The sequence below is a fragment of the Mesorhizobium sp. M0208 genome (genome assembly GCF_040322015.1).
Classification (GTDB): domain Bacteria; phylum Pseudomonadota; class Alphaproteobacteria; order Rhizobiales; family Rhizobiaceae; genus Mesorhizobium.
The window spans coordinates 1-26,958 of record NZ_JAMYSP010000023.1 but is presented as its reverse complement, the minus strand read 5'-3'; the positions used below and the strand labels follow the sequence as shown (position 1 = coordinate 26,958).

Below are 26,958 nucleotides of genomic sequence, written 5' to 3'. Positions count from 1 at the left end.
AGTTCATGAATGAGTCGCCGAAGTCACGCACTTTCGGCACGGCGGCCCGCTACCAATCGGCGCAGTTCCATCCTGCCTGTGGCTTTAAGATGGCGCTCGGCTCAATCTTCCGTGACGCGCGGCGTCAAAAGACCGAGTTCCTCGAGGTCGATATCGGTCAGCGGATCCTCGTCGTCGGTGAGCGCATCGGGATCGGCCGGCGGCAGCGGCACCGAGAAATTCGACGGCATACGGCCGGACAGCAGCCCCGCACCCTTCAATTCCTCCATGCCGGGGAGATCGCGTATCTCCTCCAGCGCGAAATGGTCGAGGAAAATATCGGTCGTGCCATAGGTGACGGGACGGCCGGGCGTGCGGCGCCGGCCGCGCATCCTCACCCATTCGGTCTCCATCAGCGTGTCGAGCGTCCCCTTTGACGTCTCGACGCCGCGGATGTCCTCGATCTCGGCGCGCGTTACCGGCTGGTGGTAGGCGATGATCGCCAGCACTTCGAGGGCAGCGCGGGACAGTTTGCGCTGCTGCACCGTGTCACGGCTCATCAGGAAGGCGAGGTCGCCGGCGGTGCGAAACGCCCACGCATCGCCGACGCGCACCAGATTGACGCCGCGCCGCGCATAGATCTGCTGCAGTTCGGCCATTGCCGCGGCAATGTTGATGCCGTCGGGCAGTCGCGAAGTGAGCTGTTTTTCGCTGACCGGCTCGGCGCTGGCGAATACGATCGCCTCGGCCATCCGTACGGCCTCCGCTATATGCAGCCGCTCGCCAGGATTCCGCGACAAATTTTGCCCCTGATTTTGTGCCGGATTCTCGGCGACCGCGCCTTGCTCGGCGTCGTCCTCGACCTTGAACGGAATGATCGAAGCGTTGGCGCGTTCGCTCATGATGTCACCTCGACTATCTTGATGGCCTGGGCGCGGCCGCGCAGATAAAGCGGCGCGAACACCTGGTCCTGCCGCATTTCCATCTTGCCTTCGCGCACCAGTTCCAGTGTCGCGGCAAACGAGCTGGCAACCGCGGTGCGCCGGTCTTCCGGGCCGGCCAGATATTCGACCAGGAAACTGTCGAGCGCCGTCCAGTCGCGCAGCGACCCGATCAGCCTGGTCAGCACGTCGCGCGCATCCTTGAGCGACCACACGCCGCGCCTGGCAATCGTCACATTGGTGATCGCCTGCTTCTGGCGCTGCTGGGCATAGGCGGTCAACAGGTCATAGAGCGAGGCCGAATAGGCATTGCGCCTCTCGACGATCACCATCTCCGGCATGCCGCGTGCAAACACGTCGCGTCCGAGCCGGTTGCGGTTGACCAGCCGTGCCGCCGCGTCGCGCATCGCCTCCAGCCGCTTCAGCCGGAACTGCAGCACCGCCGCCAGTTCCTCGCCGCTTTCGCCTTCGTCGCCGGGCTGCTTGGGGATCAGGAGCTTCGACTTGAGAAACGCCAGCCACGCTGCCATCACCAGATAGTCGGCGGCAAGCTCCAGCCTGAGCGCCCTCACCTTCTCGACGAATGCCAGATACTGTTCGGCCAGCGCCAGGATCGAGATGCGCGACAGGTCGACCTTCTGATTGCGGGCAAGATGCAGCAGAAGATCGAGCGGACCTTCGAAACCGGCCACATCGACGACCAACGCCGGATCGCCGGTCAGCCGGGAATCGTCGTTCTCGGCCCACAAGCGGTCCATCGGTGCGGCCTTGCCGGCCTTCAGGTCCAATGCTTCCGCCACTTAGCTTCCTTTGATGCTAGGCTACCGCGTCGAAATAACTGGCAAATTCGGCCCGAATCTCGGTCTCGTCCGCAACGTCACGGTTCCTGATATAGGTCAGCGCCCGCTCCGCGCGCTCAAACGACTTGCCTTCAAGGCCGGTCGTTCGCGATGCAATGCCGGCCATCTCCTCGAACACGCCGTTGCAGTGAAGGACCAGATCGCAGCCCGCCGCAAGGATAGCGGCCGCCTTTGACGGGAAATCCCCAGAAAGTGCCTTCATCGAAGTGTCGTCGCTCATCAACAGACCGTCGAAGCCGATTTCGCCGCGGATGATCTTTTCGATGACCTTGCCGGATGTGGTGGCCGGGTTCTTCGGGTCGATCGCGCTATAGACGACATGCGCCGTCATCGCCATCGGTAAATGGTTGAGCTCCCTGAATGGCGCAAAATCATGCCGCTGCAGGTCGCCGATCGAGGCATCGACGGTGGGCAGTTCGAAATGCGTATCGGCGAAGGCCCTTCCATGACCGGGAATATGCTTCATCACCGGCAGCACGCCGCCTGCCATCAGGCCTTCCGCCGCGGCGCGACCCAATTCGATGACGGCGCGCGGCTCCTTGCCATAGGCGCGCGCGCCGATGACGTCGCTGGCGCCCTCGATCGGCACATCGAGCACCGGCAGGCAATCCGCCGTGATGCCGTAGCGCAGCAGGTCGAAGGCATGCAGCCGCGCCATTAGCCATGCGGCACGGGTGCCGGCGTCATGGTCGTCGCGCCACAAGGCGCCGAGTGCACCGGCAGCCGGATAGTTTGGCGCCAGCGGCGGCCGCAGGCGCTGCACGCGGCCGCCCTCCTGGTCGATGAATACCGGCGCGTCCGCACGCCCGACGCAGTCGCGCATGGCGGCGACCAGATCGCGGATCTGCTCGGTCTCGCCGATATTGCGCGCAAACAGGATGAAGCCCCACGGGCATTCGTTGCGGTAGAATCGGATCTCGTCGCGGCTCAGTGATTTCCCGGCGCAGCCGAGGATCATGGATTTTGATTCGGTCATGCGGAACAGTTTAGAGCTTCGCGACGACAAAGGGAATCGCCCGCAATTGCCTCCAAAGGTTTCCGTTCACGCAAAAAAGCCGGCGCGGGCGCCGGCTTTTCGAGGGGCTTTGGTGCCGCTAGTGGGACACGAAGCAATTGCCGCCGGCGGCCTTGTAGCTGGTGCACAGTTTGATCGCCTCGTTGCGAGACTGCGCCGGAACGCGGACGCGGTAGAAGGTGCCCTTGCCGGCAATCTCGGCCTTGACGATGTTGGCGGTGCGGCCGGAAAGCACGCTGCCGTAGCGGCGCTGCAGATCCTGGTAAGTCGCCTGGGCGCTTTCGACTGTCGGCTGCGAAGCGATCTGTATCGACCACGAACCAGCGCCGGCAGCGGCCGGATCGATGGAAGCAACCTGATCGGGCTTGACCTCGCCGACCACGTCGACCGGCTGGTCGGACGGGCGCTGCGGCGCCACCGGAACCGTGGCCGGGGTGGTGGCCGACTGCTTGCTGGCTGACGCCTGGGCCTTGGCTTCAGCCTTTGTGTCGGGCTTGGGCGCCGGCTGCAGCTTGGAGGTTTCGGCCTGATCGCCGCTCGCCTGATCGCCACTCGGCTGGTCGCCAATCTTCGGGTCGCCAATCTTCGGGTCGCTTGTCATTTGGTCGATCAGGGGCACGGTGCCGGTCTGCGCGGCGGCGTCGGCCTGGGCGGCCGGAGCCACGTGCTGCGGCGCCGGATCGGCCGGCTCGGCAGCGGCCATCTGCGGGGCGGCTGGCGCCGGATCCTCGCGCGCCACCAGCGAGCCGTCAGGTTTCACGACCATGGTCCGTACCTTGCGCGGCGCAACGGCGACGGTCTCGGCACCCTTGTCGACCTCCTGCAGAACCTGCGCGATGCGATCCTCGGACTTGGGCGCTGGTGCGGCGGCGGTGTCGGTAGCGCCAGCCGCACTGGCGCCAAGCGCATTGGTGTCAGGCGCGCTGGTGTCAGGCGCGTTGGTGCCAGACGCATTGCTATCGGACGCCTCGGTGCCGGGTGCGTCGATATCGTCTGCGGCATCGGGGTCATTGGGCGAAAGATCGACGACGCGGCTCTCCGGTTCGTTGGCCTTCAGGTCCACAGGCTCTTCGGTGTTGGTGACCAGCTTCTGCTGAACCGGCTCGGCGGGCTTGGCGCCCTTGGCCACAGCGTCATAAACCTTGTTGTCCTGGTTCGGCACGACAGTGCCGCCTGGATTTTCCGGCTTGATCTTGATCGGCCTGTTGTCGGCTTTGACGATGACCGGCGCATCGCCGCCGCTCTTGCCGCCGAGGGTCAACGCAAAGGCGCCAAGGCCTCCGGCGATCGCAACGGCGCCGACCACCGCACCTATCAGCAGCCCGCGCCTGCGCGGCTGCCTTTCGGCCTCGCGTTCGGCGAGGCCGGGAACCGACATCTCCTCGTCCAGTTCGGGATCGTAGTCGAGTTCATCGAAGGTGAAATCGTCGGCTTGCGAAACCGGCTGGCCGCCGGGTAATGAGCCCAGATCGAAACCGTCCGCTGCATCCGCATAGGAAGCGGTTGCCGGGCTGACAGGGGCTTCCGCAGGCTTGGTGCCATAGGCGCGCGTCTCGCCGCGATCTTGCTTGTAGCCAGACGCGAAGCCGGCATCGTATTCATCGTCATAGCCAGCACTGCGCACCGGGGCCGGCGCTATATCCGTGGCATTCATTTCGGTGAGAAGGCTGGCAAAATCGGCATCGAGATCGTCGTAGGCGGGCGCCACCGGCTCGTCATCGTCGAAGTTGAGCTCCGGAATGTCGAGATCGTCCGCCAGCGCCACGACGCGCTCGGGCACGTCGACCGTCTCGACATCGGGCATCTCGTCATAGGCGGAAGGCTGTTGATGCGAGGTTGGCGCAGCTTCCATGTAGGTGGGCCGATCTTCATAGGATGACCTATCTTCACGGGATGCCTGGCCTTCATAGGACGGCCTCTCTTCGACCGGTGCGGCCCGATAGGATGGCGTTGCAGCCGGTTGCGGTGGTGGTGCCGGACGCGCCGAAGCCACCGGCTGGCTTGCAAAGGCGGGTTGAGGCTGTGCGACCGGCGTCACGCGGCTCCACGAGCGGGCCGGCTCGGGCGGCGTGGCGCGTGTCGTCAGCCAGTTCAGCGCATCGAGCGGGTCTTCTTCGGCGACAGCTGCCGCACTCTTGTCGGCCGAGTCATGATCCAGGCCGATGTTCCTGGCGAAGTCGGCGTCGAGCGCATCGTTGTCTAAGTCACCCGCAGGTCCGGCAGCGGCTTCAACACCGAAATCCTCGCCTTCAAGCTCATCGAGGAGGACACTGCCAAGATCGGCGTCATCGGCGGCACTGGACTGCTGCGGCTCAGCGGGCTCGTGCTCGTCGAGTTCCCAATCCAGCTCGTCGACAGCATGCACCGGGTCGTTGGCGACGTCTTTGACCGCCGCCATTGGCTGTTCAGCAGCCACTGCTGGCTTCTGAATTACCGGCGCGATGGGCTGCTGAACAGCCATCACGGGCTTCTGGGCAGTCTGCTGGGCAGGCTGCTGGCTTGTCTGAGGTTCGTTGACCGCTTGTGCCGGCCGTGTGCTCATCGCACCCAACAGCGCGTTCAGTTCGTCCTCCAAGCTGCGTTCCTCGGCCACTGGGGCCGTTGGGACGACGGCGGCGGCCTGGGCCGCTGGTTCGGCTGCAACGACCTGCGCTACGGGCTGTTCGGCGTGCTCGGCAGGCGCATCGTCGAAGCTCAGATCGAAATCGTCGTCGAGCGCCGCTTCAGCGGCCGTGCCGGAAAGCCGGGCGGCCTCTGGCTCGTCGATCGACAGCTCTTCGATAAACTCTGGTTCTTCGATTTCGGCAGGCTCGTTCGCACGAACGTCGAAGTCCATGTCGACATCAGCCATGGCATCATCGGCATGGTCGGCAAAATTCTCATCGGCCGCCTCAACCGGCGATACCGGGGCGGCGTTATCGGCCGGCTCCTGCTCGTCAAACATCCGCTCGTCTTCAAGCGAGCTTGCAACCGCGTCGTCGAACTCGTCATCGAATGCAGGCGCGGCGGCTTGCACCGCCGTTTCAGCGGCGACCCCCTGCTCCATCGGCTCATGCTCTTCGAGCATCAGTTCGTCTTCGAGCGAGCTTGCCACGGCGTCGTCGAACTCGTCGTCCAAGGCGGGGTCGAAGGCGGGCTGGTCGACCGGCTCGATCGCCTCGGCTGCGGCCCTAGGTTCGTCCTCGCCGGTCACGCCGTCGTCGAGCCGAAATTCCTGGTCGAGCGAGGCGGCAAGTTCGTCGTCACTCGAAAGGTCGTCCTCGAACGGCGACACGTCTTCGAGCGAGCCGGCGACGGCGTTATCGAACTCTTCATCGAACTCCGGCTCGACAGCGGGAGCGAACGCCCTTTCGGGGCCGGAGGCAATTTCGTCGGCGGCAACAGGAGCGGCCGCAACAGGAGCAACATCATCCACCGCACTGTCGTCGAACGCGAAATCCTGTTCGAATGAGGCAGCAAGCGCGTCCTCCATTTCGTCGGCGGCGGTCGGTTCGGGTGTCGGCTCGCGAAGCTTGGCAGGGGAAGCATTATCATTGGCGTCGGCGCCGAATTCGCCCATCAACTCCTTCTCGAGATCGATCTCGAAATCGCCCTCGTCCACCGACGGTTCGGCGGCAGCGGTTTTCGGCTGGGCCGGCGTTTGCGGTTTGACCGGCTGGCGCGGGTCGAACCCCATGATCCTGGTCAGTTCCGCGAACGGATCATCGTTGGCGATGTCGTTGTGGTCGGCTGCTCTCAGCTGGGTTCTGTCTGCCATTATTGTTCCCGAACTCGCACTCATTCGGACGCCATGGACGTCGCGTAGGGTTGGCCCTTACCAGCGCAATGTGGGCAAAAGGTGACAGGTTTTTTACTCAAACCTAACGCATTTCGGTGGGCGCATTGGCTCCGATCAGCGTCAGGCCGGACGTCAAAACGTCCGAGACAGCCTGCACCAGCCCTAGTCTGGCATACGTCAATTGTCGGTCGTTAACCTTAACAAAACGTAAGTCGGGATTGTCGGTGCCCCGGTTCCAGTGTCCGTGGAAGCTGGAAGCGAGTTCGTAGAGGTAAAATGCCAGCCGATGGGGCTCGAGCGCGAGGGCCGCGGCTTCGATTAGCCGAGGATATTCGGCGAGCTTCCTGATCAGGCCGATCTCACCCTCGTCGGTCAGCAAAGCCACTTCGGCGGCCAGCTGGTTGCGGTCGAACATGGCCTCGCCCAACTGCTCGCTCGCCTGCCGGAACACCGAATGGCAGCGCGCCGAGGCATACTGCACGTAGAATACGGGATTATCCTTCGACTGCTCGGTCACCTTGGCGAAGTCGAAGTCGAGCGGCGCGTCGTTCTTGCGATAGAGCATCATGAAGCGGATCGGGTCGCGGCCGACCTCCTCGACCACTTCGCGCAAGGTCACGAACTCGCCCGACCGCTTCGACATGCGAACCGGCTCGCCGGCGCGAAACAGCCTCACCAGCTGGCAAAGCAGCACGGTAAGCTTGACCTCGTCGCCGGCAATTGCCCGGGCAAGCGCTTCCAGCCGTTTCACATAGCCGCCATGGTCGGCACCAAGCACATAGATCAGATCGACGAAGCCGCGATCGACCTTGTCCTTGAGGTAGGCGACATCGGCGGCGAAATAGGTGAAGGTGCCGTCCGACTTGACCAGCGCCCGATCCATGTCGTCTCCGACTGCGGTCGAGCGGAACAGCGTCTGCTCGCGGTCCTCCCAGTCGTCCGGCTTCTCGCCTTTGGGCGGCGGCAGCTTGCCCTTGTAGATGTGCCCCTTCAGAGTCAGGTCGTTGATCGCCGAGCGGATCTTCTTCGCATTGTTGGCATGCAGCGTCCGCTCGGAGAAGAAGACGTCGTGATGCACGTTGAGCAGCGCCAGATCCTCGCGGATCATCGTCATCATCGCATCGATCGTCCTGTCCTTGACGATGGCAAGCGCCTCCTCGTCCGGCATCTGCAGCAGGGAGCGGCCGAATTCGCTGGCCAGCGCTTGACCAACGGGGATCAGATAGTCGCCTGGATAAAGCCCGGCCGGAATGTCGCCGATCTCATCGCCAAGCGCCTCGCGGTAGCGCAGCATGACCGAGCGTCCGAGCACGTCGATCTGCGAACCGGCATCGTTGATGACATATTCTTTGGTCACGTCGTAACCGGCGAAGGCCATCAGATTGGCGAGCGCGTCGCCGACCACGGCACCCCGGCAATGGCCGACATGCATCGGCCCGGTCGGGTTGGCCGAGACATATTCGACATTGGTTTTCTTGCCGCCGCCGATCGTCGAGCGGCCGTAATTGCGGCCTTCGCCGAGCAGCGCCGTCAGATGCGCCTGCCAGAAGCCGTCCTTGAGCCTGAGATTGACGAAGCCCGGGCCGGCGATCTCGGCGGCCGCGATATCCTCGTCGGCGCGCAGCGCCTCAGCCAGCCTTTCTGCCAGCGCGCGCGGATTCTGGCCGGTCGGCTTGGCCAACACCATGGCAGCGTTGGTCGCGAGGTCGCCATGGCTGGCATCGCGCGGCGGCTCGACAGCGATGCGCGACAGGTCCGGCGACGCGCCATCCTTGTCTTTCAAATCAAGCGCTTCGACGGCCTTTATGATTCGCGCGTTGAAATCGGCGAAGATGTTCATTGCTGTGGCTCTGACGGTTTTGCAGGGGTCCGGCTCGCTGGCCGGCAAAATCGAGCCCGCCCTAGCTCAAATCCGGCGTATGGTCAAACAAACGCCTGTGTTCCTTGAGCGCATAAGTGTCCGTCATGCCGGCCAGGAAATCGGCAACACTGCGCGCCTTGACGCGGTCCTCTGCCCGGTCGAGCCCTTCGCGCCAGCCATCCGGCATGGCGCGCGGATCGGCGAAATAGACGTCGAACAGGTCTCGGACGATCTGGTCGGCCTCGGCGCGCACCCGCATGACGTCCGCGTGCCGGTAGAGATGCTTGTAAAGAAAGGCCTTCAGCTCCTTTTCCGATACGGCCGTCTCGGCGGAGAAGCTCACCATCGTCTCGCCGGCCGCCCTTACCGCTTCGGCGCTGTCAGGCTTGATGCGCGCCAGATTGGCCGTCGTCGAGACGATCACGTCCTCGACCATGATGGTGATCTGCCGGCGCATCAGCTCGTGGCCGGTGCGTACGTCATCGAGCGCCGGATAGCGCTGACGCACGCCCTTGAGGATCGACCCCGGCAGCGAAACGCCCTCCAGCATATCGAGCGTCAACAGCCCTGCCCTCAGCCCGTCATCGATGTCGTGGGTGTTGTAGGCGATGTCGTCGGCAATCGCCGCGCACTGCGCCTCGATACCGGCGAAGCGGTCGAGCTCGAGGTCGTGCAGTTCGGAATAGTCGCGGATCGCCTGCGGCACCGGCCCCTTCAGCCCTTTGCCCTTGGCATCGGTCAGCGGGCCATTGTGCTTGACCAGCCCCTCCAGAGTTTCCCAGGTGAGGTTCAGCCCGTCGAACTCGGCATAGCGCCGCTCCAGCCGCGTCACCACGCGCAGCGACTGCGCATTGTGGTCGAAGCCGCCCCAGGCGGCCATCTTGTCGTTCAGCGCGTCCTCGCCGGTATGGCCGAAGGGCGTGTGGCCGAAGTCGTGCACCAGAGCCACCGCCTCGGCCAGGTCCTCGTCGCCGCGCAGCGCCCGCGCCAGAGCGCGTGCGATTTGCGCGACCTCGATCGAATGCGTCAGCCTCGTGCGGTAATGGTCGCCTTCGTGTGCGACGAACACTTGCGTCTTGTGCTTCAGCCGGCGGAACGCCGTCGAATGGATGATGCGGTCGCGGTCGCGCTGGAACGGCGTGCGCGTCGGGCTTTCCACCTCGTCGAACAACCGCCCGCGCGACTTTGCCGGGTCGCTGGCATAGGCCGCGCGCGGCCGATAGCCGAATCCGATGTCGCCCAACTCGTTGGTCATAGCGTATGCCGCAGTTGACTTGCCCCGTCGCGCTTCATACCTATCATACGAAACCGAATGCAAGGTGACGCCCATGGGCGCTGATGCCAAGACTGCCATGAAAGTCGAGATGACCGACGCCGCCGCCAGGCGAATTGCCAAGATTGTGGCGAGCGAAGCCGGTAAGACGGCGCTGCGCGTTTCGGTCGAGGGCGGCGGCTGTTCCGGCTTTTCCTACAAGTTCGATCTGGTCGACAGGCGCAATGATGACGACGTCGCCATCGAAAAGGACGGCGCCACCGTACTTATCGACGACCTGTCGCTGGTCTACATGGGCGGCTCGGTAATCGATTTCGTCGACGATCTGATGGGCCAGTCGTTCCAGATCAGAAACCCCAATGCGGTCGCATCCTGCGGCTGCGGCACCAGCTTCAGTATTTGAAAATATGAAGCCGCTCCTCGAGGGCCTTGAGGATCCGATGACGGTCCTTGTCGCCCGCGAGATAGAAGCAATTTCCGATGTCGATATCGTTGGTTGGGCCAACCGTCACAAGATAGCTCGGGTCTACTCAGACGATGCTGACTATGTGCAGCTCGTGCGGTGCAATCCGCGGAATGCTGTTAATCTTGCGGAAGCTCATGGTCATTTGAGGTCGCTGATCGCGCGGTATTTTCCCGATTTCAACGACAAGTCCGATGAAGCCAAGGAAATAGCACGTAAGCTGCTCCTTCGACGCATTCGGACTTACCTTGACAGCGACCTGGAACCCTTTCAGGTCTGCCGCATGGTCTCCCCCATCGAGCAGAAATACGACTTCCCGGTTTGGCTTGGCTGCCTCTTTGATGCCTGTGATTGGATGCACGAAAGCACGACGCGCGAGCAGGCATTGCATCTGCGGCAGGCAATTGAACAAATACTTGCGGAAAATGCCGAGCGCCAACCTTTCGGGAGCGAATGAACATGGGCCGCATAGGCGCGGTCCGTCAGGTCGCGCTTTCCGCCGGGCGCGACCTCGATGCGACGCTGGCGTTCTGGCGCGAAGTGCTCGGCATGAGCCTGCACGCGCGTTTCGACCCGCCGGGCATCGCCTTCATCCTGGCCGGTGACGTGCGCCTGCTTTTCACCGACGGCCTGTCGGCCGGCACCGTCTATCTCGATATATCGGGCCTCGAAGAATTCCACGCTTCGGCAAAGGCCGCCGGCATCCCCTTCACCGCGCCGCCGGCGCTCGTTCATCGCGACACCGAAGGCCTGTTCGGCCAGGCCGGGGAAAGCGAATGGATGGCCTTCCTAAAGGACCCGGCAGGCAATACGATCGGCCTTGTCGAACGTCATCCACCGGATCGCTAGTCTCCGGATCACCAGCCTATCGAGGCCGCCATGAAAATCGTCACCTGGAACATCAACGGCGTTCGCGCCCGCATCGGCAATTTGACCCACTGGCTGACGGAAAGCGCGCCCGACATCGCCTGCCTGCAGGAGATCAAGACGGTCGACGAGCAGTTTCCTCGCGCCGAGATCGAGGCGCTCGGTTACAATGTCGAGACTTACGGCCAAAAAGGCTTCAACGGCGTCGCTATCCTGTCGAAGCTGCGTTTCGATGAGGTCAATCGCGGCTTGCCGGGCGACGATGCCGACGAACAGGCGCGTTTCATCGAGGGCGTGTTCTCGACCGACAAGGGCGCCTTGCGCGTTGCCTCGATCTATCTGCCGAACGGCAACCCGATCGACGACGAGAAGAAGTTCTCCTACAAGCTTTCCTGGATGGCGCGACTTGAGCGCTGGGCTGAGGAGCGGCTTGCTCTGGAAGAGCCGCTGGTCCTGGCCGGCGACTACAATGTCATCCCCGAGCCAATCGACGCGAAATATCCGGAAAACTGGCTAAGCGATGCACTGTTCCAGCCCGCGACGCGGCAGGCGTTCCGGCGGCTGAAGAATCTCGGCTTCACCGAAGCCGTGCGTGCCGTCACCGACTCCGCGGACGTCTTTACGTTCTGGGACTATCAGGCCGGCGCCTGGCAGAAGAACAACGGCATCCGCATCGACCATTTGCTTCTGTCGCCCGAAGCCGCCAACTGGTTTTCCTCGGCTTCGATCGAGAAGCAGGTGCGCGCCTGGGAAAAACCCTCCGACCACGTGCCGGTGGCGATCGATCTGGCGCTGCGGCCAGCCTGACGGGACCTGCCGTCCGGCGGCACATTGATAAGTTGACCTCTTATCGCCACAAATCGCGCGCTTGATGCGAAATCATCATGGTGGCTGGGGTTCCCATGACTACTCGATTTGCACTCTGCCCGATTGGCTGCGCGCTTGCGATGGCGGTGGCGACGCCGGCTTTTGCCGATGCAGAGTGCCTTGCCAACGGCAAATCATTCCAGATCGGCCGGGTCGCCTGTCTGACGCCTGCCGGCCAAAGCTACCTCGCCCGTTGCGAGATGGTGCTCAACAACACGTCCTGGACAAAGCAGCGGGATGGATGCCCGGAGGACACGCCGGCCCCGCATTTGCAAGGCACACCGATCTCAACGCCGGCGCCCAGCGGCATGCCGGCGGAACCGAACGAGAATTGATCTCAAAACGGAATTTCTGCCGGCCTACTGGTCGCCGCCACCCTTGGTGAGGATGTCGTCGGCCAGCGAGATCGCGGTGCGGCGGTCGGCTTCGCCGGCGGCGGCAAACGCTTCTTCCTGCATGCCACGGATCCATGGCTGGTCGGCAGGTGAGGCCCGTTCGAGCGCCGCGGTCATCATCGCCAGCCCTCGCACGATCTTGCCGCTTTGGAAGAGCAGATTGCCGAGCGTCGCCTGCGCGCCCGCATGGCCCTTTTCGGCCGCCAGCTGGAACCAGCGTCCTGCCTGCTTGACGCTGGCCTTGACGCCGCCCTCACCCTTGAGGAACATCTGGCCCATCTCGAACTGGGCATTCGGATTGCGGTAGTTGGCGGCGGCACGCATGTAATATTCCTGGGCCGCCACCTCGTTCTCCTCGACGGGGCTGCCGGGAATGCCCTTCCTCAGATAGTCGCCAAGCGCCACCAATGCGTCCGAAACATAGCTTTCCTCGGGCGAACCGGGCTCGACATCCTGGTCGACGATCTCTGAGAAGAACTTGAACGCCGCGTAGTCGTCTCGCGCCACGCCATCGCCTTCGGCATACATGCGCGCAAGCTTCCAGGTGGCGCCGATCTGGCCGTTCTCGGCGGCATATTTATAGGCTTCCGCGGCCTGCTCCTTATGGCCGTTCTTGTAGGCGGAAAAGCCGAACTGGAACACCGCCCACGGGCTCGACTGCGGCTTCACGCCGGTCTTGTCGTCGAACACCTTGTCGTCAAAGGCCATGGCCTGGCCGACGGCGCCCAAGGTCGCGCCAAACGTGGCGAGCGCAACCATTGCCGAAAGGACAGACGACCTCAACAACTCAGATGTCCGCATAGCAGTGTGTTTCTTTGGCACCGCCGGGATGGGTGACCGCGCCGTCGCGGGCAGATCCGACCGTCTGTGCGTATTTCCAGATCGCGCCCGATTGATAGTCGGTCGTGCGCGCCTTCCATGCCTTTGCCCTCGCCGCCAGTTCGGCTTTGGACAATGCAACCTCGATCGTGCCGTTCACCGCATCGATCGAGATCAAGTCGCCATCCCTAAGCAGCCCGATCGGGCCGCCCACTGCCGCTTCCGGCCCGACATGGCCGATGCAGAAACCGCGCGTTGCGCCCGAAAAACGCCCGTCGGTGATGAGCGCCACCTTGCCGCCCATGCCCTGGCCGTAGAGAGCCGCCGTCGTCGACAGCATTTCGCGCATGCCCGGGCCGCCGCGCGGACCCTCGTAGCGGATGACGAGAACCTCGCCTTCCCTATAGTTGCGATGCGTAACCGCTTCGAAACATTCCTCTTCCGAATCGAAGCAGCGCGCCGGACCCGAGAATTTCAGCTCCGTCATGCCGGCGACCTTCACGATCGCGCCTTCGGGGGCAAGGTTACCCTTCAAGCCCACGACCCCGCCGGTCTGGGTAATCGGCCTGTTGGCGGGACGGACCACATCCTGGCTGTCATTCCAGGAAACATGTTCCATATTTTCGGCCAAAGTGCGGCCAGTCACCGTCAGGCAATCGCCATGAAGGTAGCCATGGTCGAGCAGCGTCTTCATCAAGAGCGGAATGCCGCCGGCCTCGAACATGTCCTTGGCGACGTACTTGCCGCCCGGCTTGAGGTCGGCGATGTAGGGTGTCTTCTCAAATATCCTGGCCACGTCGAAAAGATCGAACTTTATCCCGGCCTCGTGCGCGATCGCCGGCAGATGCAGCGCCGCGTTGGTCGAGCCGCCGGTGGCCGAGACCACGGTCGCGGCATTTTCCAACGCTTCCATGGTAACGATGTCGCGCGGGCGGATGTTCCTTGCGATCAGCTCCATGATCTTTTCGCCGGAAGCGAAATTGAAGCGGTCACGCATCTCGTAGGGTGCAGGCGCGCCGCAGGAATAGGGCAGCGCCAGGCCGATGGCCTCAGCGACGGTGGCCATGGTGTTGGCGGTGAACTGGGCGCCGCAGGAGCCGGCCGAAGGACAGGCGGCTTGCTCGATCTCGAGCAGCTCGGCGTCGCTGATGGTGCCGACCGAGTGCTGGCCCACCGCCTCGAACACGTCCTGCACGGTGATCTGCCGGCCACGGTAGCTGCCGGGCAGGATCGAGCCGCCATAGATGAAGATCGACGGTACGTTGAGGCGCACCATGGCCATCATCATGCCGGGCAGCGACTTGTCGCAACCGGCCAATCCAACCAGCGCATCGTAGCAATGGCCGCGCATGGTGAGTTCGACCGAGTCGGCGATGACCTCGCGCGACACCAGCGACGACTTCATGCCCTGATGGCCCATGGCGATGCCGTCGGTGACGGTGATGGTGCAGAATTCGCGTGGCGTGCCGTTGGCCGCCGCCACGCCCTTTTTGACCACTTGCGCCTGGCGCATCAGCGAGATGTTGCAGGGTGCGGCTTCGTTCCAGCAGCTGGCGACACCGACCAGCGGCTGCGCGATCTCGGCCGCCGACAGCCCCATAGCATAGAGGTAGGAGCGATGCGGCGCCCGCTCGGGACCAACGGTCACGTGGCGGCTCGGCAGCTTGGCCTTGGAGATCGCTCTGGTGTCCATACTCGTCCTTGCCGCGGGCGGTGCGGCCTGCCTCTTCGCCTAGCCTTTTGGCGCGTGTCCCGAGACAAATTCGAGGTGCGCCGCGTTTATGGCGGGAAATGGGCAATGTTCCCGGGCGGCCGGGTGGCGCGAGGGTTGTTCAGAAACTGTTGCCAAAACGTCACAATTACAGGAGCGAACATCTTGGGGGCAATTGTTGCGCCGCCGAATGCCGGACGAGCGCCGAACGAACCGACCGGGCAGTGCCCGGCCGTTTTGGCGTTTAAAAATCCGTAGTTAGAACTTGATCTTAACGGAAGCCGAACCGGCGAGAAGCAGGTCGTTGTCGTAAGTGTAGGTGACGGCATTTGCCTCGTCGCCGACACCGCTGAAAGTCGATGACCCGCTCGTCAGCACACCGATCGAGCCGCCGAGCCTGACCTCGATCTGGTCGTTCGGCGAATAGGAGACGCCGCTGGCCACGGCCCAGGTATCCGACTGATAGCCGGAGGTCGTCGAGGTGCCGCGATCCCAGGTCAGCGAAACCACGCCCGACAATTGATCGGTGAACTTGTGACCGATGCCGCCGGTGACCGTCCAGCCGTCGCGATAAAGCAGATCGAATGAAACGGGCGAGGGAGCACCGGTTACCGGACTGCGCACGCCATTGATGGCAATGACGCCAAGCTTGCTCCACTCCTGCCAGCGGACGGAACCAAAGGCCAGCCAGCCAGGAGCTATGCCGCTCTGCAGCTTGAATTCCAGAGCTTGAGGTATCTCAGCCGACGCCGAGACTGGGTACACGCCGGTAGAGCCGGGAATCAGATCCGCTGGAAAGGCGCCCCTGAAGCCGGTCGTGTCGACGGTTCCCGACAGCCCGTCATATTTGTAGCTCGAAGAGTACATTAGGCTGGCGCGCAGAGCGATCTCGGGGATCTCATAGGCTGCGCCTGCACGCCAACCCCATGCCTCGTCGGATAGTTTGAAGACGCCGAGGCCGGTATTGCCGAAGGCGAGCAGTGTCTGACGGGAAAGAAACGCGTCTACCTGCTGGTAGGAGACACCGCCGATGAATCGTATGGCGCCTTTGCCGACGTTCACCTTATAGGAGCAGGTGAGACCGAAATCGTCTGTGTCGACGGCGTATTTGACCGCTGTCGGCGAATAGGCGTTGTTCAGGCCGAAATTCGCGTCCGCACCATACGGTCTCGTATAGGTGGCAAGACAGTCTACGGGCTCAAAGATGTTGGCTTTGATACCGACATGCGGCACCGCATAATCGCCACCAACGTCCACCGCCGATGTCGACAAACCCGAGCCATCGAGACGCTGCACATTCTTGAGTTTGCGCTGTGGCGAAACATAGGTGACGCCCGCATCGAACGAATATGGCGCCGCGTCGAACAGCTGGTCGATGTTGACGCCGCCCCGGTCAAAGCCCCCGGCTTGCACCGTCCCAGCAAAAGCCAGCGAAAAAGCCCCCGCGCCCAGCAGCACTTTCAGACGCGAACAACACATGAATCTCCTCCCCGAAATGTCCTTGCATCAAGCTAGAACCAATTCAGGTTAACGGCGCAACAACGAATTCGCCGTGCGTACATGTATACCTTGGCGGACCGCATTTCCGACAAGGTGTCGGCCTTCTTACCGAGGCAGGAAAATGGCCGCCTCAATGCAAATCGACGAGAAAACTTGGTAAAACCGCCTAAATCACCAGGGAACAGGGAATTTTGCCTGCCCAGCCGGCCATTGTTACATTATGGCAACAATGGGGCAAAAACATTCAGTTTGCCTCAAGATTTACGCTGCGGAATGCCTGTTTTCGTGGCAGGCGGCCTAGCTGGAAAGCAGATTCGTGACCGGCGAATCTATTGCGGCCAGCCGGCCCGGTTTGTTTGATCAGCCCGCATCGCGCACCCGCGCCAATGCCACCGAAAGCTTCTCTTGCGCCTCGCGATATTCGGCGAGTTTTTCACGCTCGGCCTCCACTACCTCTTCCGGCGCGTTGGCGACGAATTTCTCGTTGGACAGCTTCTTGTAGAGCCGCGCTATTTCCTCGGTCACCTTGGCAAGCTCCTTGTGCAGGCGCGCTGCCTCGGCGGCAAGGTCGATCAGGCTGCCGAGCGGCAGGCAGATGGTCGCCTCGTTGACGACGATCTGGGCGGATCCCCTGGGTGGCGCCTCCGCTAGCGAGATGTCGCCGACCCGCGCCAGACGCTTGATGGCCGAGCCCTGACGCTCGAGCCTTTCGCGCGTCGTTTCGTTGGCGCCGATCACCACGAGCGGTGCGATCGCCGCCGGCGGCACGTTCATCTCCGAACGCACCGAGCGGATGCCGGAGACGAGATCGACCAGCCAGTTAATATCGGCGGCGGCCGCCTCGTCCTCGAAGTCGGGCGACGGCCAAGCCGCATGACAAAGCAGCGACGGCCGTTGCCTGCCCTCGCCGGCGGTTTCGGCCCACAGTTCTTCGGTCATGAACGGCATCATCGGATGCAGCAGCTTGTAGATCTCGTCCAGCACGAAGGCCACGCATGCCCTGCTCTCGGCCTTGGCGGCCTCGTCGGCGCCCATGAACACCGGCTTCAGCAGTTCCAGATACCAGTCGCAGAACTGGTTCCAGACGAACCGGTAGGCAGCACCCGCCGCCTCGTTGAAGCGATACGAGGTGATGCCGTCGGTTATGTCGCGCGCGGCTCGCGTCAGCTCCGTCAGGATCCAGCGGTTGACCGCCAGCTTGGCGTCCTGCAGCCAGAAATCGTCGTCGCGCGCCACTTCGTTCATCTCGGCGAAGCGCGTCGCGTTCCACAGCTTGGTGCCGAAATTGCGATAACCTGCAATGCGGGCCGGATCGAGCTTAACGTCGCGCCCTTGCGCTGCCATCACCGTCAAGGTGAAGCGCAGCGCATCGGCGCCGTATTCGTCGATGAGCTCGAGCGGATCGATGACGTTGCCTTTCGACTTCGACATCTTCTGCCCGTTCTTGTCGCGAACCAACGCATGGACATAGACGGTATGAAACGGCTCCTGATCCATGAAATGCAGGCCCATCATCATCATGCGGGCGACCCAGAAGAAGATGATGTCAAAACCGGTCACCAGCACGTCGGTCGGGTAATAGGTCTTCAGCTCCGGCGTCTGATCCGGCCAGCCAAGCGTCGAGAACGGCCACAGCGCCGACGAGAACCATGTATCGAGCACGTCCTCGTCGCGGGTCAGGATCTCGCCAGGCTGGAAATTCTCGAGCTTGTCCTCGACCCAGGCCTTCCACGGCCCTTCCAGCGCCAGATAATATTCGACGGCGGCACCGAGTGCCTCTTCCTCGGTCTTTTCGACAAAGACATGCCCGTCCGGCCCATACCAGGCAGGGATCTGGTGGCCCCACCAGAGCTGGCGCGAAATGCACCAGGGCTGGATGTTCTCCATCCAGTCGAAATAGGTCTTTTCCCAGTTTTTGGGCACGAAATTGGTACGGCTCTCGCGCACCGAGGCGATCGCCGGCTTGGCCAGTTCCGCCGCATTGACATACCATTGGTCGGTCAGAAACGGCTCGATCGGCACGCCGCCGCGGTCGCCGTGCGGCACCGTGTGGCGATGCGGCTCGACCTTCTCGAGAAAGCCGCCCGCCTCCATCAACTCGACGATCTTCTTGCGCGCATCGAAACGGTCCAGGCCGTCGAGGCTGTCCCATACGGCCTGGTGCTCCGGCGTCACTTCCAGCCCGGCGAGAAAGTCCTCATTGTCCTTGAGGCTCACCGCCGCATTGACGGCGAGGATGTTGACCGCCGGCAGCCGGTGGCGCTTGCCGACCTCGAAATCGTTGAAGTCATGCGCCGGCGTGATCTTGACCGCACCGCTGCCTTTTTCAGGATCGGAATACTCGTCCGCGACCACCGGGATCCTGCGGCCGACGATCGGCAGGATGAGTTTCTTGCCGACAAGATGCCGGAAACGCTCGTCGTCGGGGTGGACTGCGACAGCCGTATCGCCCAGCATCGTCTCCGGCCGGGTCGTCGCAACGGTGATGAAGGTCTTCGGATTTTCCGGATCGAAGGTCATGCCTTCGACCGGATAGCGGAAGTGCCAGAGGTTGCCGTTGACTTCCTGCTGCTCGACCTCGAGATCCGAGATGGCGGTCAACAGCTTCGGGTCCCAGTTCACAAGGCGCTTGTCCTTGTAGATCAGCCCTTCCTTGTAGAGCGTCACGAACACTTCGAGCACGGCCTTGGACAGGCCCTCGTCCATGGTGAAGCGCTCCCGGCTCCAGTCGGCCGAGGCCCCGAGCCGCTTCAGCTGGTTGAGGATGGCGCCGCCGGATTCTGCCTTCCACTCCCACACCTTGTCGATGAACTCATCGCGCGTCAGGTCGCGGCGGTGGATCTGCTTTTCCATCAGCTGGCGCTCGACCACCATCTGCGTGGCGATGCCGGCATGATCCATCCCCGGCTGCCACAGCACGTTCTTGCCGCGCATGCGCTCGAAGCGCACCAGAATGTCCTGCAGCGTGTTGTTGAGCGCGTGGCCCATATGCAGCGAGCCGGTGACGTTCGGCGGCGGGATGACGATCGTGAAGGCTTCAGCCCCCTCCTCGGCCCCGGCGCCGGCCCGAAACGCGTCGGCCTCTTCCCAGATCCTGGCAATCTTCGGCTCGACGGCTTTGGCGTCGTAGGTCTTTTCGAGCATGGGAAAACGGTCCGCGCTGTCCGGAATCTGTGGTCCGGTGTAAATCGGAAGGTTGTTGCCAAGTCAACCGCAACGGCGGCATGGCCAATAGATAGCGCCGGGATGGTTCGGTGCAACTCGCGCAACTGAATGTTGCAAGGCAATCGCTTCAGGTTTGCGCCGCCCTCATTGCCCTGCCGGGCATTTCTCCTCGTATGGTGACGGGGAGAAAGACGCCTGTACCGAAGCTTTCGCCAATCACAAACGTTGCGGAAAAGGCGCCCCAGGTTGCGGCCAATCCCTTCTCACTATGCGGGGAGAAGGTGCCGGCAAGGCGGATGAGGGGCAGCGCCGACTTCGACAATTCGCCGGTCGAGCCGCCTATCGGCGGCGTTTCCTCCGAACTGCTATTGTGCGCCGCGCGCGACGCGCTCGATTTCCTCGCGCACCAGCCGCTCGACCAGCGTCGGCAGGTTGTTGTCCAGCCAGTCCTGCAGCATGGGCCGCAGCATCTCTTCAGCCATCTCGTCGAAGGTCTTCTTGCTGCGGCTGGCAAACGCGTCGGAAAGCTCGCCGAAGGCGGCGGCAACCTGCCGGCCCGTATGCTCCGAAAGGATCGCCGGGCGTGCGGGCGGCGGCTCGCTCGCCGCCGGACGCGCCAATCCGACTTTCGAAGATTCCGGGCCGATTTTCGAAGATTCCAGGTCGATTTTCGAAGGTTCCGGGCCGAGTTCCGAAGGTTGCGGGCCGCCCTCCGAAAGCTCCGGCCCAATTTCCGAATGCTCCGGCGCAGGTCCAGCAGTCGCCTCGTCCTCGAAAACCTCGGCTTTCGGCTCGGCGTCCGGCGTCCGGGGTGGCTCGGCGCGCTCCGGCTTGGCCATCGCGTCGCCGACCGCGGCGATCTCGCGCCGCCAATCGGCAATGATGGTGTCGGTCGTCTCGCCAGCGTTGGCCATCGCAGGCCGATCCGGCTTTGCAGCCGGTGCGGGAGCGGCGTTCACCTCAGCCAGCGTCACCGGTGCTTTTACCGGGCCGGGGCGGAGCGGCGTTTCCAGGCGCTCAATAACTGATGCGGCCGTTGGCTGCACCTCGGCCCGCGTGGCCGGCTTGGCGATCTCCAGTCCGCCGCGCAGTTCGGAGCGGAACGCATCCGCCTCCGCTGTGCGTCCGGCTGCCGGTGCCGGTTGCAGATCCTGGCGCAGCTCGTCTGCTTCGCCCGGCTGCTTGCGGCCGGTATCGCTGTCCTCGATGATCCTTCTGATGGAAGCCAGTATCTCTTCCATGGAAGGTTCGCGCTGTACGCTGCTCGCCGTCGCCATCGTCACATCCGCCGCCCTTGTGACTCGTTCTCAGATTTCCTGTCCGGCAATGCCGGATTCGAATCATGGCAACAGCGTAACCGACGGAACGCCTTGCGAGAATCCCCAATCTGGCGACATCTCGGATTTCAACAGATTAGGGTCGGGAGTTGGAGCCCGCGCGTCGTTCGAGCGCGGGCTGAAGACACGGCCTGGCGATCAGCGGCCGTCCGGCGTGCGCAGGCCGATCCACTTGTCCTTGACGGCGTCGTAATGCTCTTCCGGCCTGTACTTCGTCACGTTGAGAGCAAGGCGGTCTGCCGACAAATGGCCAACCGCCGAGAGGATGGCATAGCTTGCCACCACCACATCGCGTTCGGCGCTGACAAGATTGATCTTGGCGGTGATGAGGGTCGCCTGCGCGTTGAGCACGTCGAGCGTGGTGCGCTGGCCGACATTGCGCTCCTCGATGACGCCGTTCAGGGCAAGCTGTGCGGCTGCGACCACCTGCCGATTGGCCGTGACGCTTTGCTGCGCGGCAGTGTATTGCGACCATGCGGAGGTCACAGCCTGGCGCACGGTGTCGCGGCTGACATCGACCTCGATACGGGCCTGGCTAAGTGATTCCTTTGATTGGCGAACCAGTGCCGAAGTGCGGCCGCCGGAATATATCGGTATCGTCAGTGTCGCGCCGATGTTCGCCGAATTGGTTACGCCATCCTGTGTCGAGGAGAGCGAGCCCGGCGCGGTGCCGCGAATGGCACTCGAAACACCCGCCGACGCCGAGAGCTGCGGCAGCAGCGCGCCTTCGGCAGACTTCACCGAAAACGCCGCCGCGTCGACCAGATGCGCGGTGGCGAGGATGGCCGGATGCTCGGCCGATGCGATCGCGATCGCCGCATCGAGGCTCGACGGCAACAGCTTCGACACCGGCGCAGCCGGCCTGAGCTTGCCCGGCTCGTCGCCGACGACCTGGCGATAGGTCGCAGCACTTGCCAGCGCCGTGGCGCGGGCGGCACTCAACTGCGCCACCGCGGAGGCGCGCTGGGCGTCGGCTTGCGCGACGTCGGTGCGCGTACCTTCGCCGACCTCGAAGCGCGAACGCGCCGCACGCGCCTGCTCGGTCAGGAATTGCAGGTTCTGTTCGGTCAGCACGGCGACCTGACGGTCGCGGATAACGTCCATATAGGCACTTGCCGCGTTGAAGAGAGTGTTTTCTTCGGCGTTGCGCAGGCTTTCGAACGAAGCGCGGACCCGCGATTCGGCGGCCGCCACATTGTTCCTGGTCTGAAAACCGTCAAACAGCGTCTGATCGATCTCGACGCCGAAGTTGCCGGTGGTTATCGAGATGTTTCGGTGCAACCGGTTGCTGTGGCTGGCGGTATAATCAATACTTCCGGAACCGGTGATGGTCGGGCGGTAGCCGGACTTGGCAATAGCAACGCCCTCGTCGGTGACGCGGGCGCCGGCGCGCGAAGAATTAAGCGAGGAATTGTTCTGGTAGGCTTTTGACAGCGCCCCGAGAATGGTTTCGGCCGAGGCGGCCAATGGAGAAAGCGCGGTCGCCGAAACGAGGACGGCGGTAAAAAGCAACTTGCGTACAGACGGCACGTTATATTCCCTCATTCGTTTTGCACGGGAACTGCGCCACGCTGGCTTCTCCTTCTGATCAGCCGGCGCCGCGTTTTTTATCGTTCCCCCGCTGAAAGCCCCAGAAACGCCCGGTTATGCAGATCAGCAACGATTGTTCAAACGCAAGCGATCATGACAACGCCTTCGCTGCAAGGCAAAATCACTCAGAATTCGAAGGCGGGAATGCGTTCGAATCCCGGTAGTGGCTTAATTGCCGCATTAAATGCGCGTCTTCCCGTTACAACCCCCCCAGTCTTAAAAAAAAGCCGGGCTACGCCCGAATTGCCCTGCCCTTCAACGGCGACGAGTCGGCCGCCTTCGGCAAGCTGGTCGAACAGCGCCGCCGGCACCTCGCCGACGCTGCCACCGATCAAGATGACGTCGTAAGGCCCATTGGCGGCATGGCCTTGCGGCAACGGTCCCTGGACCACGGTGACATTGCCGGAACCCAGCGCAGCAAGCGTCGAAGTGGCGGTCTCGGCCAGCGCCGGATCGCTTTCCAGCGCGACGACGGACCTTGCCAGCCGCGACAGGATCGCCGCCGCATAGCCGGTGCCGCAGCCGACATCGAGTGCCGAATCGCTTGGGCCGATATCGGCCAGCTGCATCAGCTTGGCCAATGGCGACGGTTCCATCAGATAGCGCGGACCATCGGCCGTATCGGCAATGCGGATGTCCTCGTCGATATAGGCAAGGTCACGCTGGCCGGGGGCAACAAAGGCCTCGCGCGGCACGACAAGCATAGCCTCGAGCAGCGGTGCGCTGGTCACGTCGGTGGTGCGGATCTGGCCGTCGACCATCTTCACCCGGCGTTCGGCAAAATCAGCGCTCATGTTCCAACCATCCGCTTGCCGCGCAAAGGCCGCGGCTGTTTCGACCGGAACTGAAGCCCCCTGGCGCTGACGCGCGGGAGCTCGGGCATTGGAGGCCTCGCCCGGAATCGAACCGGGGTGCAAGGATTTGCAGTCCTCTGCGTAACCACTCCGCCACGAGGCCTCATTGCTCCCGGCGTTCCACCCGGCTCCAATAGGTTGCGGCGAAAATGCCGTCAAGCGGCCACCATGCATTCCCAACGGTTCTTCCGACATCGAGGCACTGCTTATCAATGCAATGCCATGCTAGCAATAACATATTAGCTTATCGTTAAGGATGATCCTCGGCGACAGGAACCCGAAACCGGCGGCCACGTTGGGCAGAAAGAAGGGTTCCGCCATGGGTCGAGCAGCTACGAAAGACGGCACACCGCGCGGATTGTCGCAGTCTGCAGAGCTTGTGCGCTATGCCATCGATCGCCTCAGCATAGAAGGCGCAAACAGCCTGCCGCCGCGCGACCGGGCGCGGCTGGCATCGGCTACCGCCGTTCTCAAGGAGCTCTGCGAACGCCTGGAAAGCTGTTTCGACCAGCCTCGGTGATGACCACGCCGCTCTCAAACAATTGCCCTGTTTCCCGCCTGTCAGCAGGGCAACCTCAATCCGGCCGGCGGCGTCGCTCCCACCAGACGACGAAGCGGCGCCGGTGACGGCGCACCAACGCGAATTCGTAGGAGAGCACCAGCAATCCGATCGGCACCATCCAGAAACCCAGGATCGGCAAGAAGCCGAGAATGCCGCCGATGATCAGCACGACGCCGATCGCAATCCGGAGGCCGCGCGAGCGCGGCATGGTGAACTGGCGGCCGAAGACCGAGATTTTCCGGGCCGGTGGCTGGTCGTCGCTCATTGCCGTCATGTGAAATATCGATCCGTTTGCTTCAGTAGCACCACCATCACCCGGAGAAAGCCGCAACGGCCTTTTCCGTTCCGTGACAGGCGAGAGACAGCTCATATGAGGGCGCTTGCCGGCCACTGCCAGGATGCCCCGCGCCAAAAAGCGTCGAAAAAATGCGAAATGCTTCTTTGCAAAGCCGAAACGGGTTTGCTATAGGCTGCCCCACTCACGCAAGAGCCTCTGTTCCCCGGTAGCTCAGTGGTAGAGCAACCGGCTGTTAACCGGTTGGTCGCTGGTTCGAATCCGGCCCGGGGAGCCAATAATTTCAAAGGCTTAGAGGCGTTTTCGAGTTCCGCAGTTTTGCGCGATTGGCTGACTGGGCTACACCTAGGGCTACAGATGCGAGAGAAGCGGCCTTTCTACCGGGTCTTCACGGTCACCAAGCACGAAGCAGCGGTTCAACAGATCGAAGCCGCGATTGCTGCGTTCCACGCTGGGCAGTTTGCCGTCACTGTCACACTGGCGGGAGCTGCTGAAGACATGGGGCCTGAGAAGACGGGCGGCCTTTGGACGACCATTCGGGATAACCGATCTCGCCCTATCGAGGAAAACAAAGTCTGGATCCGGCGTCTCAACGAGACGCGAGACTGGCTCAAGCATGATAGGCCTGAACAAACGCGCGCTTTGGTCGCCTTCGAAGCTGGCCTGTTCATCTTGCGCGCCATGGACAAATGGGAGCCTTGGACGCTGCCCCTGGTCGCCTTCAGAGACCTGTGGTTCTCCTCACCCAAATTGGTGCACCCCGAGGACTATTCGCCAGAAGCTTGAGCACTCCTTGCATTCCTGCGCCTTCCTGCCACTATCGCCCCGGGACTTTGGGAGGGGATCATGGGCTGGTTGGGCAACAAGGTTCTTGGCTGGTCGACGAACGTTCAGAAGCGTGAATTGGAGGAGTTTGTCGGCCGACTTCGAGCCATGGATGGTTCCGAGGTCGGTATGATCGTGGCCTGCGCGACCAACCACAGGAATTTGGTAGCCCAAACGAGAGGTTGGAACCTGCTTGAGCCAGCCCTGTGCGAAATGCAGGAGCCCGCGCTTGCGCTGAAAATCGGGCAACTGATCAGGGATCTCCAGGCCAAAAATCGACCCGAGCTCGCCGTCGGATTTTTTGTGTGGCTGCACTCTGTCCGGTCCGCGAACAATCCAGATCTGCGGCAACTAGGCCGCGACATGTGGAAGGAGCTGGGCCGCGGCTTCGAGCACGTTGACGATGCTGCGGAAGGCTTCGAGGCCCTCACAGGGTTCGAGTTCAAGATAGACGGCTACAATGAATACCCAGCCGGTCTTACACCGGTGCCAGTATGAAGACGATGGTAGGTTATTCAGCAACGCTGGCATTGGCGCTTCTCGCGATAAGTGCGTACGCACCTTCAGCGCTTGCTGAATACTTCGAAGACGGCAACGCATTGAACGAGCTCTGCACCAATGGATCGGCTGGGAGTCGTGTCCTGGTGCGGGGCTACGCTATGGCAATCGCTGATGTCCAAGGTGTCAGTATGCGTTATAGATGATGCCACTGGCTCAAACGTTATCCCGAGGCGGTTCATTTGTGTGCCAATTGGTGCTTCCTCCAAACAAGTGGAGGATGTTACCTGCAACTACCTGGCTGCTCACCCAGAAATCCGTCACATGGCCGGTCCTGGCATCGTCCACAATGCGCTTCTCGCGGCGTGGCCATGCTCACAGAAGAAATAGGCAGGCAGCGGGCGCGAGTTCGGAGGAGTCTCAGAGGCAGCGTCCCCTTTTTGCCCCTCGACGAGGGTACGCCTCGCTTAGCTGGATAATAAAGCTCGCAGCGGTTGAAGCTCGGCATTTTCAAGCTGCGTGACTTTTCTGCCACAAGATAAAGCCCGCCACCGACCGTGAGGCAGCGGGCCGTCTGGACAATTTGTCCACTCGCTCAGTTCGCCTTCTCGCGCTTGCTCTCGACGATCAGCCGCTCGATCTGCTTGGGCAGTGGGTTGGCATAGCGTACCGGCCGCCGCGAGCGGTCGCAAAGCGCCTCCAACCCCTCTTGCCTGTAGCGGTTGAAGATCTTGTAGCCGGTCTTGCGCGAGATCCCGAACTCCCGGCACACCGCGCTCATGCCTTCTCCGTCGAGCAGGCGAGCCACAAAGCGAAGACGTTCCTCCATCACCGAACACTCTCTCCACGGCATCAACACCTCCCGGCAAAAACCGAAAAGTGTTACCTATGTGTCCGGTACAAATCGTCACCTATGTCTCGGGCCGCTCATTTCTACGCCAAGTCGCGATTTTGCATGCCGGCGTGCGATTTTTCCCTACGCTTCGATCTTGTGTCAGAGCGTCGAGGACGGATGCAATCAAGCGCAGAATAGCGGCCTCGCCCGCCCCCGCCTATTCTTTCGCAAGCCGCGATCGCAGGACTGGCGACTAGCGCGCGGAAATACTAATGATCGGCAGCTTCGCGCCCCATGGGCCGTTGAGGTGATCTTCGCTGTTGCCCGATGGCGGACGTTGCCGGCGACCATCTTGGACATCGTTGTTGCGCCATTTCCAGACATTCCCGACGCTTTTCAGGAGCGGACCTTCGCTTATCGTCCGGAACCGACCCGTTGACGACCTTGTGCGTTGCAGACTTGAACCTCCAAATCGAGGTCGGGAACCTGACCTTCAGCGCAAGAGCATTTGGCAGTGCGCTCGCGTGAGGTCATTCACCACATTTGGCGGCGACCCGCAGATGAATTTTTCGTGTTATGATGAGCTTGCAACACGCGTAATCTCGACCTCGGCAATATGGCAGAGGTCGAAAGCTATTGCCTTGGCACAGGAAGCTTTCGCCCCCGGC

At 62.4% G+C, this 26,958-nt stretch carries 23 protein-coding genes, 2 tRNA genes and 1 pseudogene; 10 read left to right on the top strand and 16 right to left on the bottom strand.

Annotated features, from left to right (window positions below):
* Positions 1 to 101 precede the first annotated feature (101 nt).
* The 6 genes from scpB to NKJ17_RS21810 form a co-directional block, all read right to left on the bottom strand.
* On the bottom strand, positions 102 to 881 hold the full coding sequence (scpB, locus tag NKJ17_RS21835) for an SMC-Scp complex subunit ScpB (RefSeq protein ID WP_352689947.1): 780 nt from the start codon (positions 879 to 881) through the stop codon (positions 102 to 104).
* Positions 878 to 1,678: a segregation and condensation protein A gene (locus tag NKJ17_RS21830; RefSeq protein ID WP_352689972.1), complete on the bottom strand. Its 801-nt coding sequence runs from the start codon at positions 1,676 to 1,678 to the stop codon at positions 878 to 880. The genes scpB and NKJ17_RS21830 overlap by 4 nt, the downstream gene beginning before the upstream one ends.
* A gap of 58 nt (positions 1,679 to 1,736) precedes the next feature.
* Positions 1,737 to 2,756 (bottom strand): beta-N-acetylhexosaminidase, encoded by a 1,020-nt coding sequence (gene nagZ, locus NKJ17_RS21825; RefSeq protein WP_352505845.1) that lies wholly within the window; start codon positions 2,754 to 2,756, stop codon positions 1,737 to 1,739.
* 118 nt (positions 2,757 to 2,874) lie between these two features.
* The gene (locus NKJ17_RS21820) at positions 2,875 to 6,552 is read right to left on the bottom strand and encodes an SPOR domain-containing protein (protein WP_352689946.1); all 3,678 of its coding nucleotides are present in this window, start codon (positions 6,550 to 6,552) and stop codon (positions 2,875 to 2,877) included.
* Between the two features lie 103 nt (positions 6,553 to 6,655).
* Positions 6,656 to 8,413 (bottom strand): arginine--tRNA ligase, encoded by a 1,758-nt coding sequence (argS, locus tag NKJ17_RS21815; RefSeq protein WP_254818316.1) that lies wholly within the window; start codon positions 8,411 to 8,413, stop codon positions 6,656 to 6,658.
* Between the two features lie 61 nt (positions 8,414 to 8,474).
* Positions 8,475 to 9,689 carry a deoxyguanosinetriphosphate triphosphohydrolase gene (locus NKJ17_RS21810; RefSeq protein ID WP_352689945.1) on the bottom strand — a complete coding sequence of 405 codons (1,215 nt, stop codon included), beginning with the start codon at positions 9,687 to 9,689 and terminating at the stop codon, positions 8,475 to 8,477.
* A gap of 73 nt (positions 9,690 to 9,762) precedes the next feature.
* On the opposite strand from NKJ17_RS21810, the gene erpA reads away from it, so the two are divergent.
* The 5 genes from erpA to NKJ17_RS21785 all read left to right on the top strand — a co-directional run bounded on the left by erpA (position 9,763) and on the right by NKJ17_RS21785 (position 12,239).
* The gene (gene erpA, locus NKJ17_RS21805; protein WP_254818314.1) at positions 9,763 to 10,110 is read left to right on the top strand and encodes an iron-sulfur cluster insertion protein ErpA; all 348 of its coding nucleotides are present in this window, start codon (positions 9,763 to 9,765) and stop codon (positions 10,108 to 10,110) included.
* On the top strand, positions 10,067 to 10,627 hold the full coding sequence (locus tag NKJ17_RS21800) for a hypothetical protein (RefSeq protein ID WP_352689944.1): 561 nt from the start codon (positions 10,067 to 10,069) through the stop codon (positions 10,625 to 10,627). Before erpA ends, NKJ17_RS21800 begins: the two co-directional genes overlap by 44 nt.
* 2 nt (positions 10,628 to 10,629) lie before the next feature.
* Positions 10,630 to 11,019: a VOC family protein gene (locus NKJ17_RS21795; RefSeq protein ID WP_352505840.1), complete on the top strand. Its 390-nt coding sequence runs from the start codon at positions 10,630 to 10,632 to the stop codon at positions 11,017 to 11,019.
* Positions 11,020 to 11,049: 30 nt separating this feature from the next.
* Positions 11,050 to 11,844 carry an exodeoxyribonuclease III gene (xth, locus tag NKJ17_RS21790; RefSeq protein ID WP_352505839.1) on the top strand — a complete coding sequence of 265 codons (795 nt, stop codon included), beginning with the start codon at positions 11,050 to 11,052 and terminating at the stop codon, positions 11,842 to 11,844.
* Positions 11,845 to 11,921: 77 nt separating this feature from the next.
* Positions 11,922 to 12,239, top strand: coding sequence for a hypothetical protein (locus NKJ17_RS21785; RefSeq protein WP_254818311.1), 318 nt, complete (start codon positions 11,922 to 11,924; stop codon positions 12,237 to 12,239).
* 24 nt (positions 12,240 to 12,263) lie between these two features.
* Here NKJ17_RS21785 and NKJ17_RS21780 read toward each other — a convergent pair whose 3' ends face one another.
* The 8 genes from NKJ17_RS21780 to NKJ17_RS21745 all read right to left on the bottom strand — a co-directional run bounded on the left by NKJ17_RS21780 (position 12,264) and on the right by NKJ17_RS21745 (position 23,378).
* Positions 12,264 to 13,100 (bottom strand): tetratricopeptide repeat protein, encoded by an 837-nt coding sequence (locus NKJ17_RS21780; RefSeq protein ID WP_352505838.1) that lies wholly within the window; start codon positions 13,098 to 13,100, stop codon positions 12,264 to 12,266.
* Positions 13,087 to 14,811 (bottom strand): dihydroxy-acid dehydratase, encoded by a 1,725-nt coding sequence (gene ilvD / locus NKJ17_RS21775; protein ID WP_352505837.1) that lies wholly within the window; start codon positions 14,809 to 14,811, stop codon positions 13,087 to 13,089. The genes NKJ17_RS21780 and ilvD overlap by 14 nt, the downstream gene beginning before the upstream one ends.
* 276 nt (positions 14,812 to 15,087) lie before the next feature.
* The gene (locus tag NKJ17_RS21770) at positions 15,088 to 16,308 is read right to left on the bottom strand and encodes an OmpP1/FadL family transporter (protein WP_352505836.1); all 1,221 of its coding nucleotides are present in this window, start codon (positions 16,306 to 16,308) and stop codon (positions 15,088 to 15,090) included.
* A gap of 381 nt (positions 16,309 to 16,689) precedes the next feature.
* Positions 16,690 to 19,473: a valine--tRNA ligase gene (locus NKJ17_RS21765; RefSeq protein WP_352505835.1), complete on the bottom strand. Its 2,784-nt coding sequence runs from the start codon at positions 19,471 to 19,473 to the stop codon at positions 16,690 to 16,692.
* Between the two features lie 386 nt (positions 19,474 to 19,859).
* Positions 19,860 to 20,771, bottom strand: coding sequence for a DUF2497 domain-containing protein (locus NKJ17_RS21760; protein WP_352689943.1), 912 nt, complete (start codon positions 20,769 to 20,771; stop codon positions 19,860 to 19,862).
* 198 nt (positions 20,772 to 20,969) lie between these two features.
* The gene (locus NKJ17_RS21755; protein WP_352505833.1) at positions 20,970 to 22,361 is read right to left on the bottom strand and encodes a TolC family outer membrane protein; all 1,392 of its coding nucleotides are present in this window, start codon (positions 22,359 to 22,361) and stop codon (positions 20,970 to 20,972) included.
* A gap of 185 nt (positions 22,362 to 22,546) precedes the next feature.
* Entirely contained in the window at positions 22,547 to 23,215 is a 669-nt protein-coding gene (locus NKJ17_RS21750; protein WP_352689942.1) for a protein-L-isoaspartate O-methyltransferase family protein, read from the bottom strand.
* An 89-nt stretch (positions 23,216 to 23,304) separates the two neighbouring features.
* Positions 23,305 to 23,378: transfer RNA gene (locus NKJ17_RS21745), tRNA-Cys, on the bottom strand.
* A 216-nt stretch (positions 23,379 to 23,594) separates the two neighbouring features.
* On the opposite strand from NKJ17_RS21745, the gene NKJ17_RS21740 reads away from it, so the two are divergent.
* Positions 23,595 to 23,795: a hypothetical protein gene (locus NKJ17_RS21740; RefSeq protein WP_352505831.1), complete on the top strand. Its 201-nt coding sequence runs from the start codon at positions 23,595 to 23,597 to the stop codon at positions 23,793 to 23,795.
* A 55-nt stretch (positions 23,796 to 23,850) separates the two neighbouring features.
* On the opposite strand, the gene NKJ17_RS21735 is transcribed toward NKJ17_RS21740, so the two are convergent.
* On the bottom strand, positions 23,851 to 24,111 hold the full coding sequence (locus tag NKJ17_RS21735; RefSeq protein WP_254818304.1) for a hypothetical protein: 261 nt from the start codon (positions 24,109 to 24,111) through the stop codon (positions 23,851 to 23,853).
* A gap of 223 nt (positions 24,112 to 24,334) precedes the next feature.
* Between NKJ17_RS21735 and NKJ17_RS21730 the strand changes: the two genes are divergently transcribed.
* From NKJ17_RS21730 to NKJ17_RS21715, 4 genes are all read left to right on the top strand, one after another.
* Positions 24,335 to 24,409, top strand: a tRNA-Asn gene (locus tag NKJ17_RS21730).
* 80 nt (positions 24,410 to 24,489) lie between these two features.
* Entirely contained in the window at positions 24,490 to 24,918 is a 429-nt protein-coding gene (locus NKJ17_RS21725) for a hypothetical protein (RefSeq protein ID WP_352689941.1), read from the top strand.
* 60 nt (positions 24,919 to 24,978) lie between these two features.
* Positions 24,979 to 25,455: a hypothetical protein gene (locus NKJ17_RS21720; protein ID WP_352689940.1), complete on the top strand. Its 477-nt coding sequence runs from the start codon at positions 24,979 to 24,981 to the stop codon at positions 25,453 to 25,455.
* 120 nt (positions 25,456 to 25,575) lie between these two features.
* On the top strand, positions 25,576 to 25,845 hold the full coding sequence (locus tag NKJ17_RS21715; protein WP_352689939.1) for a Rap1a/Tai family immunity protein: 270 nt from the start codon (positions 25,576 to 25,578) through the stop codon (positions 25,843 to 25,845).
* A gap of 214 nt (positions 25,846 to 26,059) precedes the next feature.
* On the opposite strand, the pseudogene NKJ17_RS21710 reads toward NKJ17_RS21715, so the two are convergent.
* Positions 26,060 to 26,308, bottom strand: a pseudogene (locus tag NKJ17_RS21710) (helix-turn-helix domain-containing protein); the annotation flags it as partial.
* Positions 26,309 to 26,958: the final 650 nt, after the last annotated feature.

What these genes read in the sequence shown, in the direction of transcription:
- scpB (WP_352689947.1), bottom strand. Translation starts at nt 881, where the DNA reads ATGAGCGAACGCGCCAACGCTTCGATCATTCCGTTCAAGGTCGAGGAC.
- NKJ17_RS21830 (WP_352689972.1), bottom strand. Translation starts at nt 1,678, where the DNA reads ATGGACCGCTTGTGGGCCGAGAACGACGATTCCCGGCTGACCGGCGAT.
- nagZ (WP_352505845.1), bottom strand. Translation starts at nt 2,756, where the DNA reads ATGACCGAATCAAAATCCATGATCCTCGGCTGCGCCGGGAAATCACTG.
- NKJ17_RS21820 (WP_352689946.1), bottom strand. Translation starts at nt 6,552, where the DNA reads ATGGCAGACAGAACCCAGCTGAGAGCAGCCGACCACAACGACATCGCC.
- argS (WP_254818316.1), bottom strand. Translation starts at nt 8,413, where the DNA reads ATGAACATCTTCGCCGATTTCAACGCGCGAATCATAAAGGCCGTCGAA.
- NKJ17_RS21810 (WP_352689945.1), bottom strand. Translation starts at nt 9,689, where the DNA reads ATGACCAACGAGTTGGGCGACATCGGATTCGGCTATCGGCCGCGCGCG.
- erpA (WP_254818314.1), top strand. Translation starts at nt 9,763, where the DNA reads ATGGGCGCTGATGCCAAGACTGCCATGAAAGTCGAGATGACCGACGCC.
- NKJ17_RS21800 (WP_352689944.1), top strand. Translation starts at nt 10,067, where the DNA reads ATGCGGTCGCATCCTGCGGCTGCGGCACCAGCTTCAGTATTTGAAAAT.
- NKJ17_RS21795 (WP_352505840.1), top strand. Translation starts at nt 10,630, where the DNA reads ATGGGCCGCATAGGCGCGGTCCGTCAGGTCGCGCTTTCCGCCGGGCGC.
- xth (WP_352505839.1), top strand. Translation starts at nt 11,050, where the DNA reads ATGAAAATCGTCACCTGGAACATCAACGGCGTTCGCGCCCGCATCGGC.
- NKJ17_RS21785 (WP_254818311.1), top strand. Translation starts at nt 11,922, where the DNA reads ATGGTGGCTGGGGTTCCCATGACTACTCGATTTGCACTCTGCCCGATT.
- NKJ17_RS21780 (WP_352505838.1), bottom strand. Translation starts at nt 13,100, where the DNA reads ATGCGGACATCTGAGTTGTTGAGGTCGTCTGTCCTTTCGGCAATGGTT.
- ilvD (WP_352505837.1), bottom strand. Translation starts at nt 14,811, where the DNA reads ATGGACACCAGAGCGATCTCCAAGGCCAAGCTGCCGAGCCGCCACGTG.
- NKJ17_RS21770 (WP_352505836.1), bottom strand. Translation starts at nt 16,308, where the DNA reads ATGTGTTGTTCGCGTCTGAAAGTGCTGCTGGGCGCGGGGGCTTTTTCG.
- NKJ17_RS21765 (WP_352505835.1), bottom strand. Translation starts at nt 19,473, where the DNA reads ATGCTCGAAAAGACCTACGACGCCAAAGCCGTCGAGCCGAAGATTGCC.
- NKJ17_RS21760 (WP_352689943.1), bottom strand. Translation starts at nt 20,771, where the DNA reads ATGGCGACGGCGAGCAGCGTACAGCGCGAACCTTCCATGGAAGAGATA.
- NKJ17_RS21750 (WP_352689942.1), bottom strand. Translation starts at nt 23,215, where the DNA reads ATGAGCGCTGATTTTGCCGAACGCCGGGTGAAGATGGTCGACGGCCAG.
- NKJ17_RS21740 (WP_352505831.1), top strand. Translation starts at nt 23,595, where the DNA reads ATGGGTCGAGCAGCTACGAAAGACGGCACACCGCGCGGATTGTCGCAG.
- NKJ17_RS21735 (WP_254818304.1), bottom strand. Translation starts at nt 24,111, where the DNA reads ATGACGGCAATGAGCGACGACCAGCCACCGGCCCGGAAAATCTCGGTC.
- NKJ17_RS21725 (WP_352689941.1), top strand. Translation starts at nt 24,490, where the DNA reads ATGCGAGAGAAGCGGCCTTTCTACCGGGTCTTCACGGTCACCAAGCAC.
- NKJ17_RS21720 (WP_352689940.1), top strand. Translation starts at nt 24,979, where the DNA reads ATGGGCTGGTTGGGCAACAAGGTTCTTGGCTGGTCGACGAACGTTCAG.
- NKJ17_RS21715 (WP_352689939.1), top strand. Translation starts at nt 25,576, where the DNA reads ATGGATCGGCTGGGAGTCGTGTCCTGGTGCGGGGCTACGCTATGGCAA.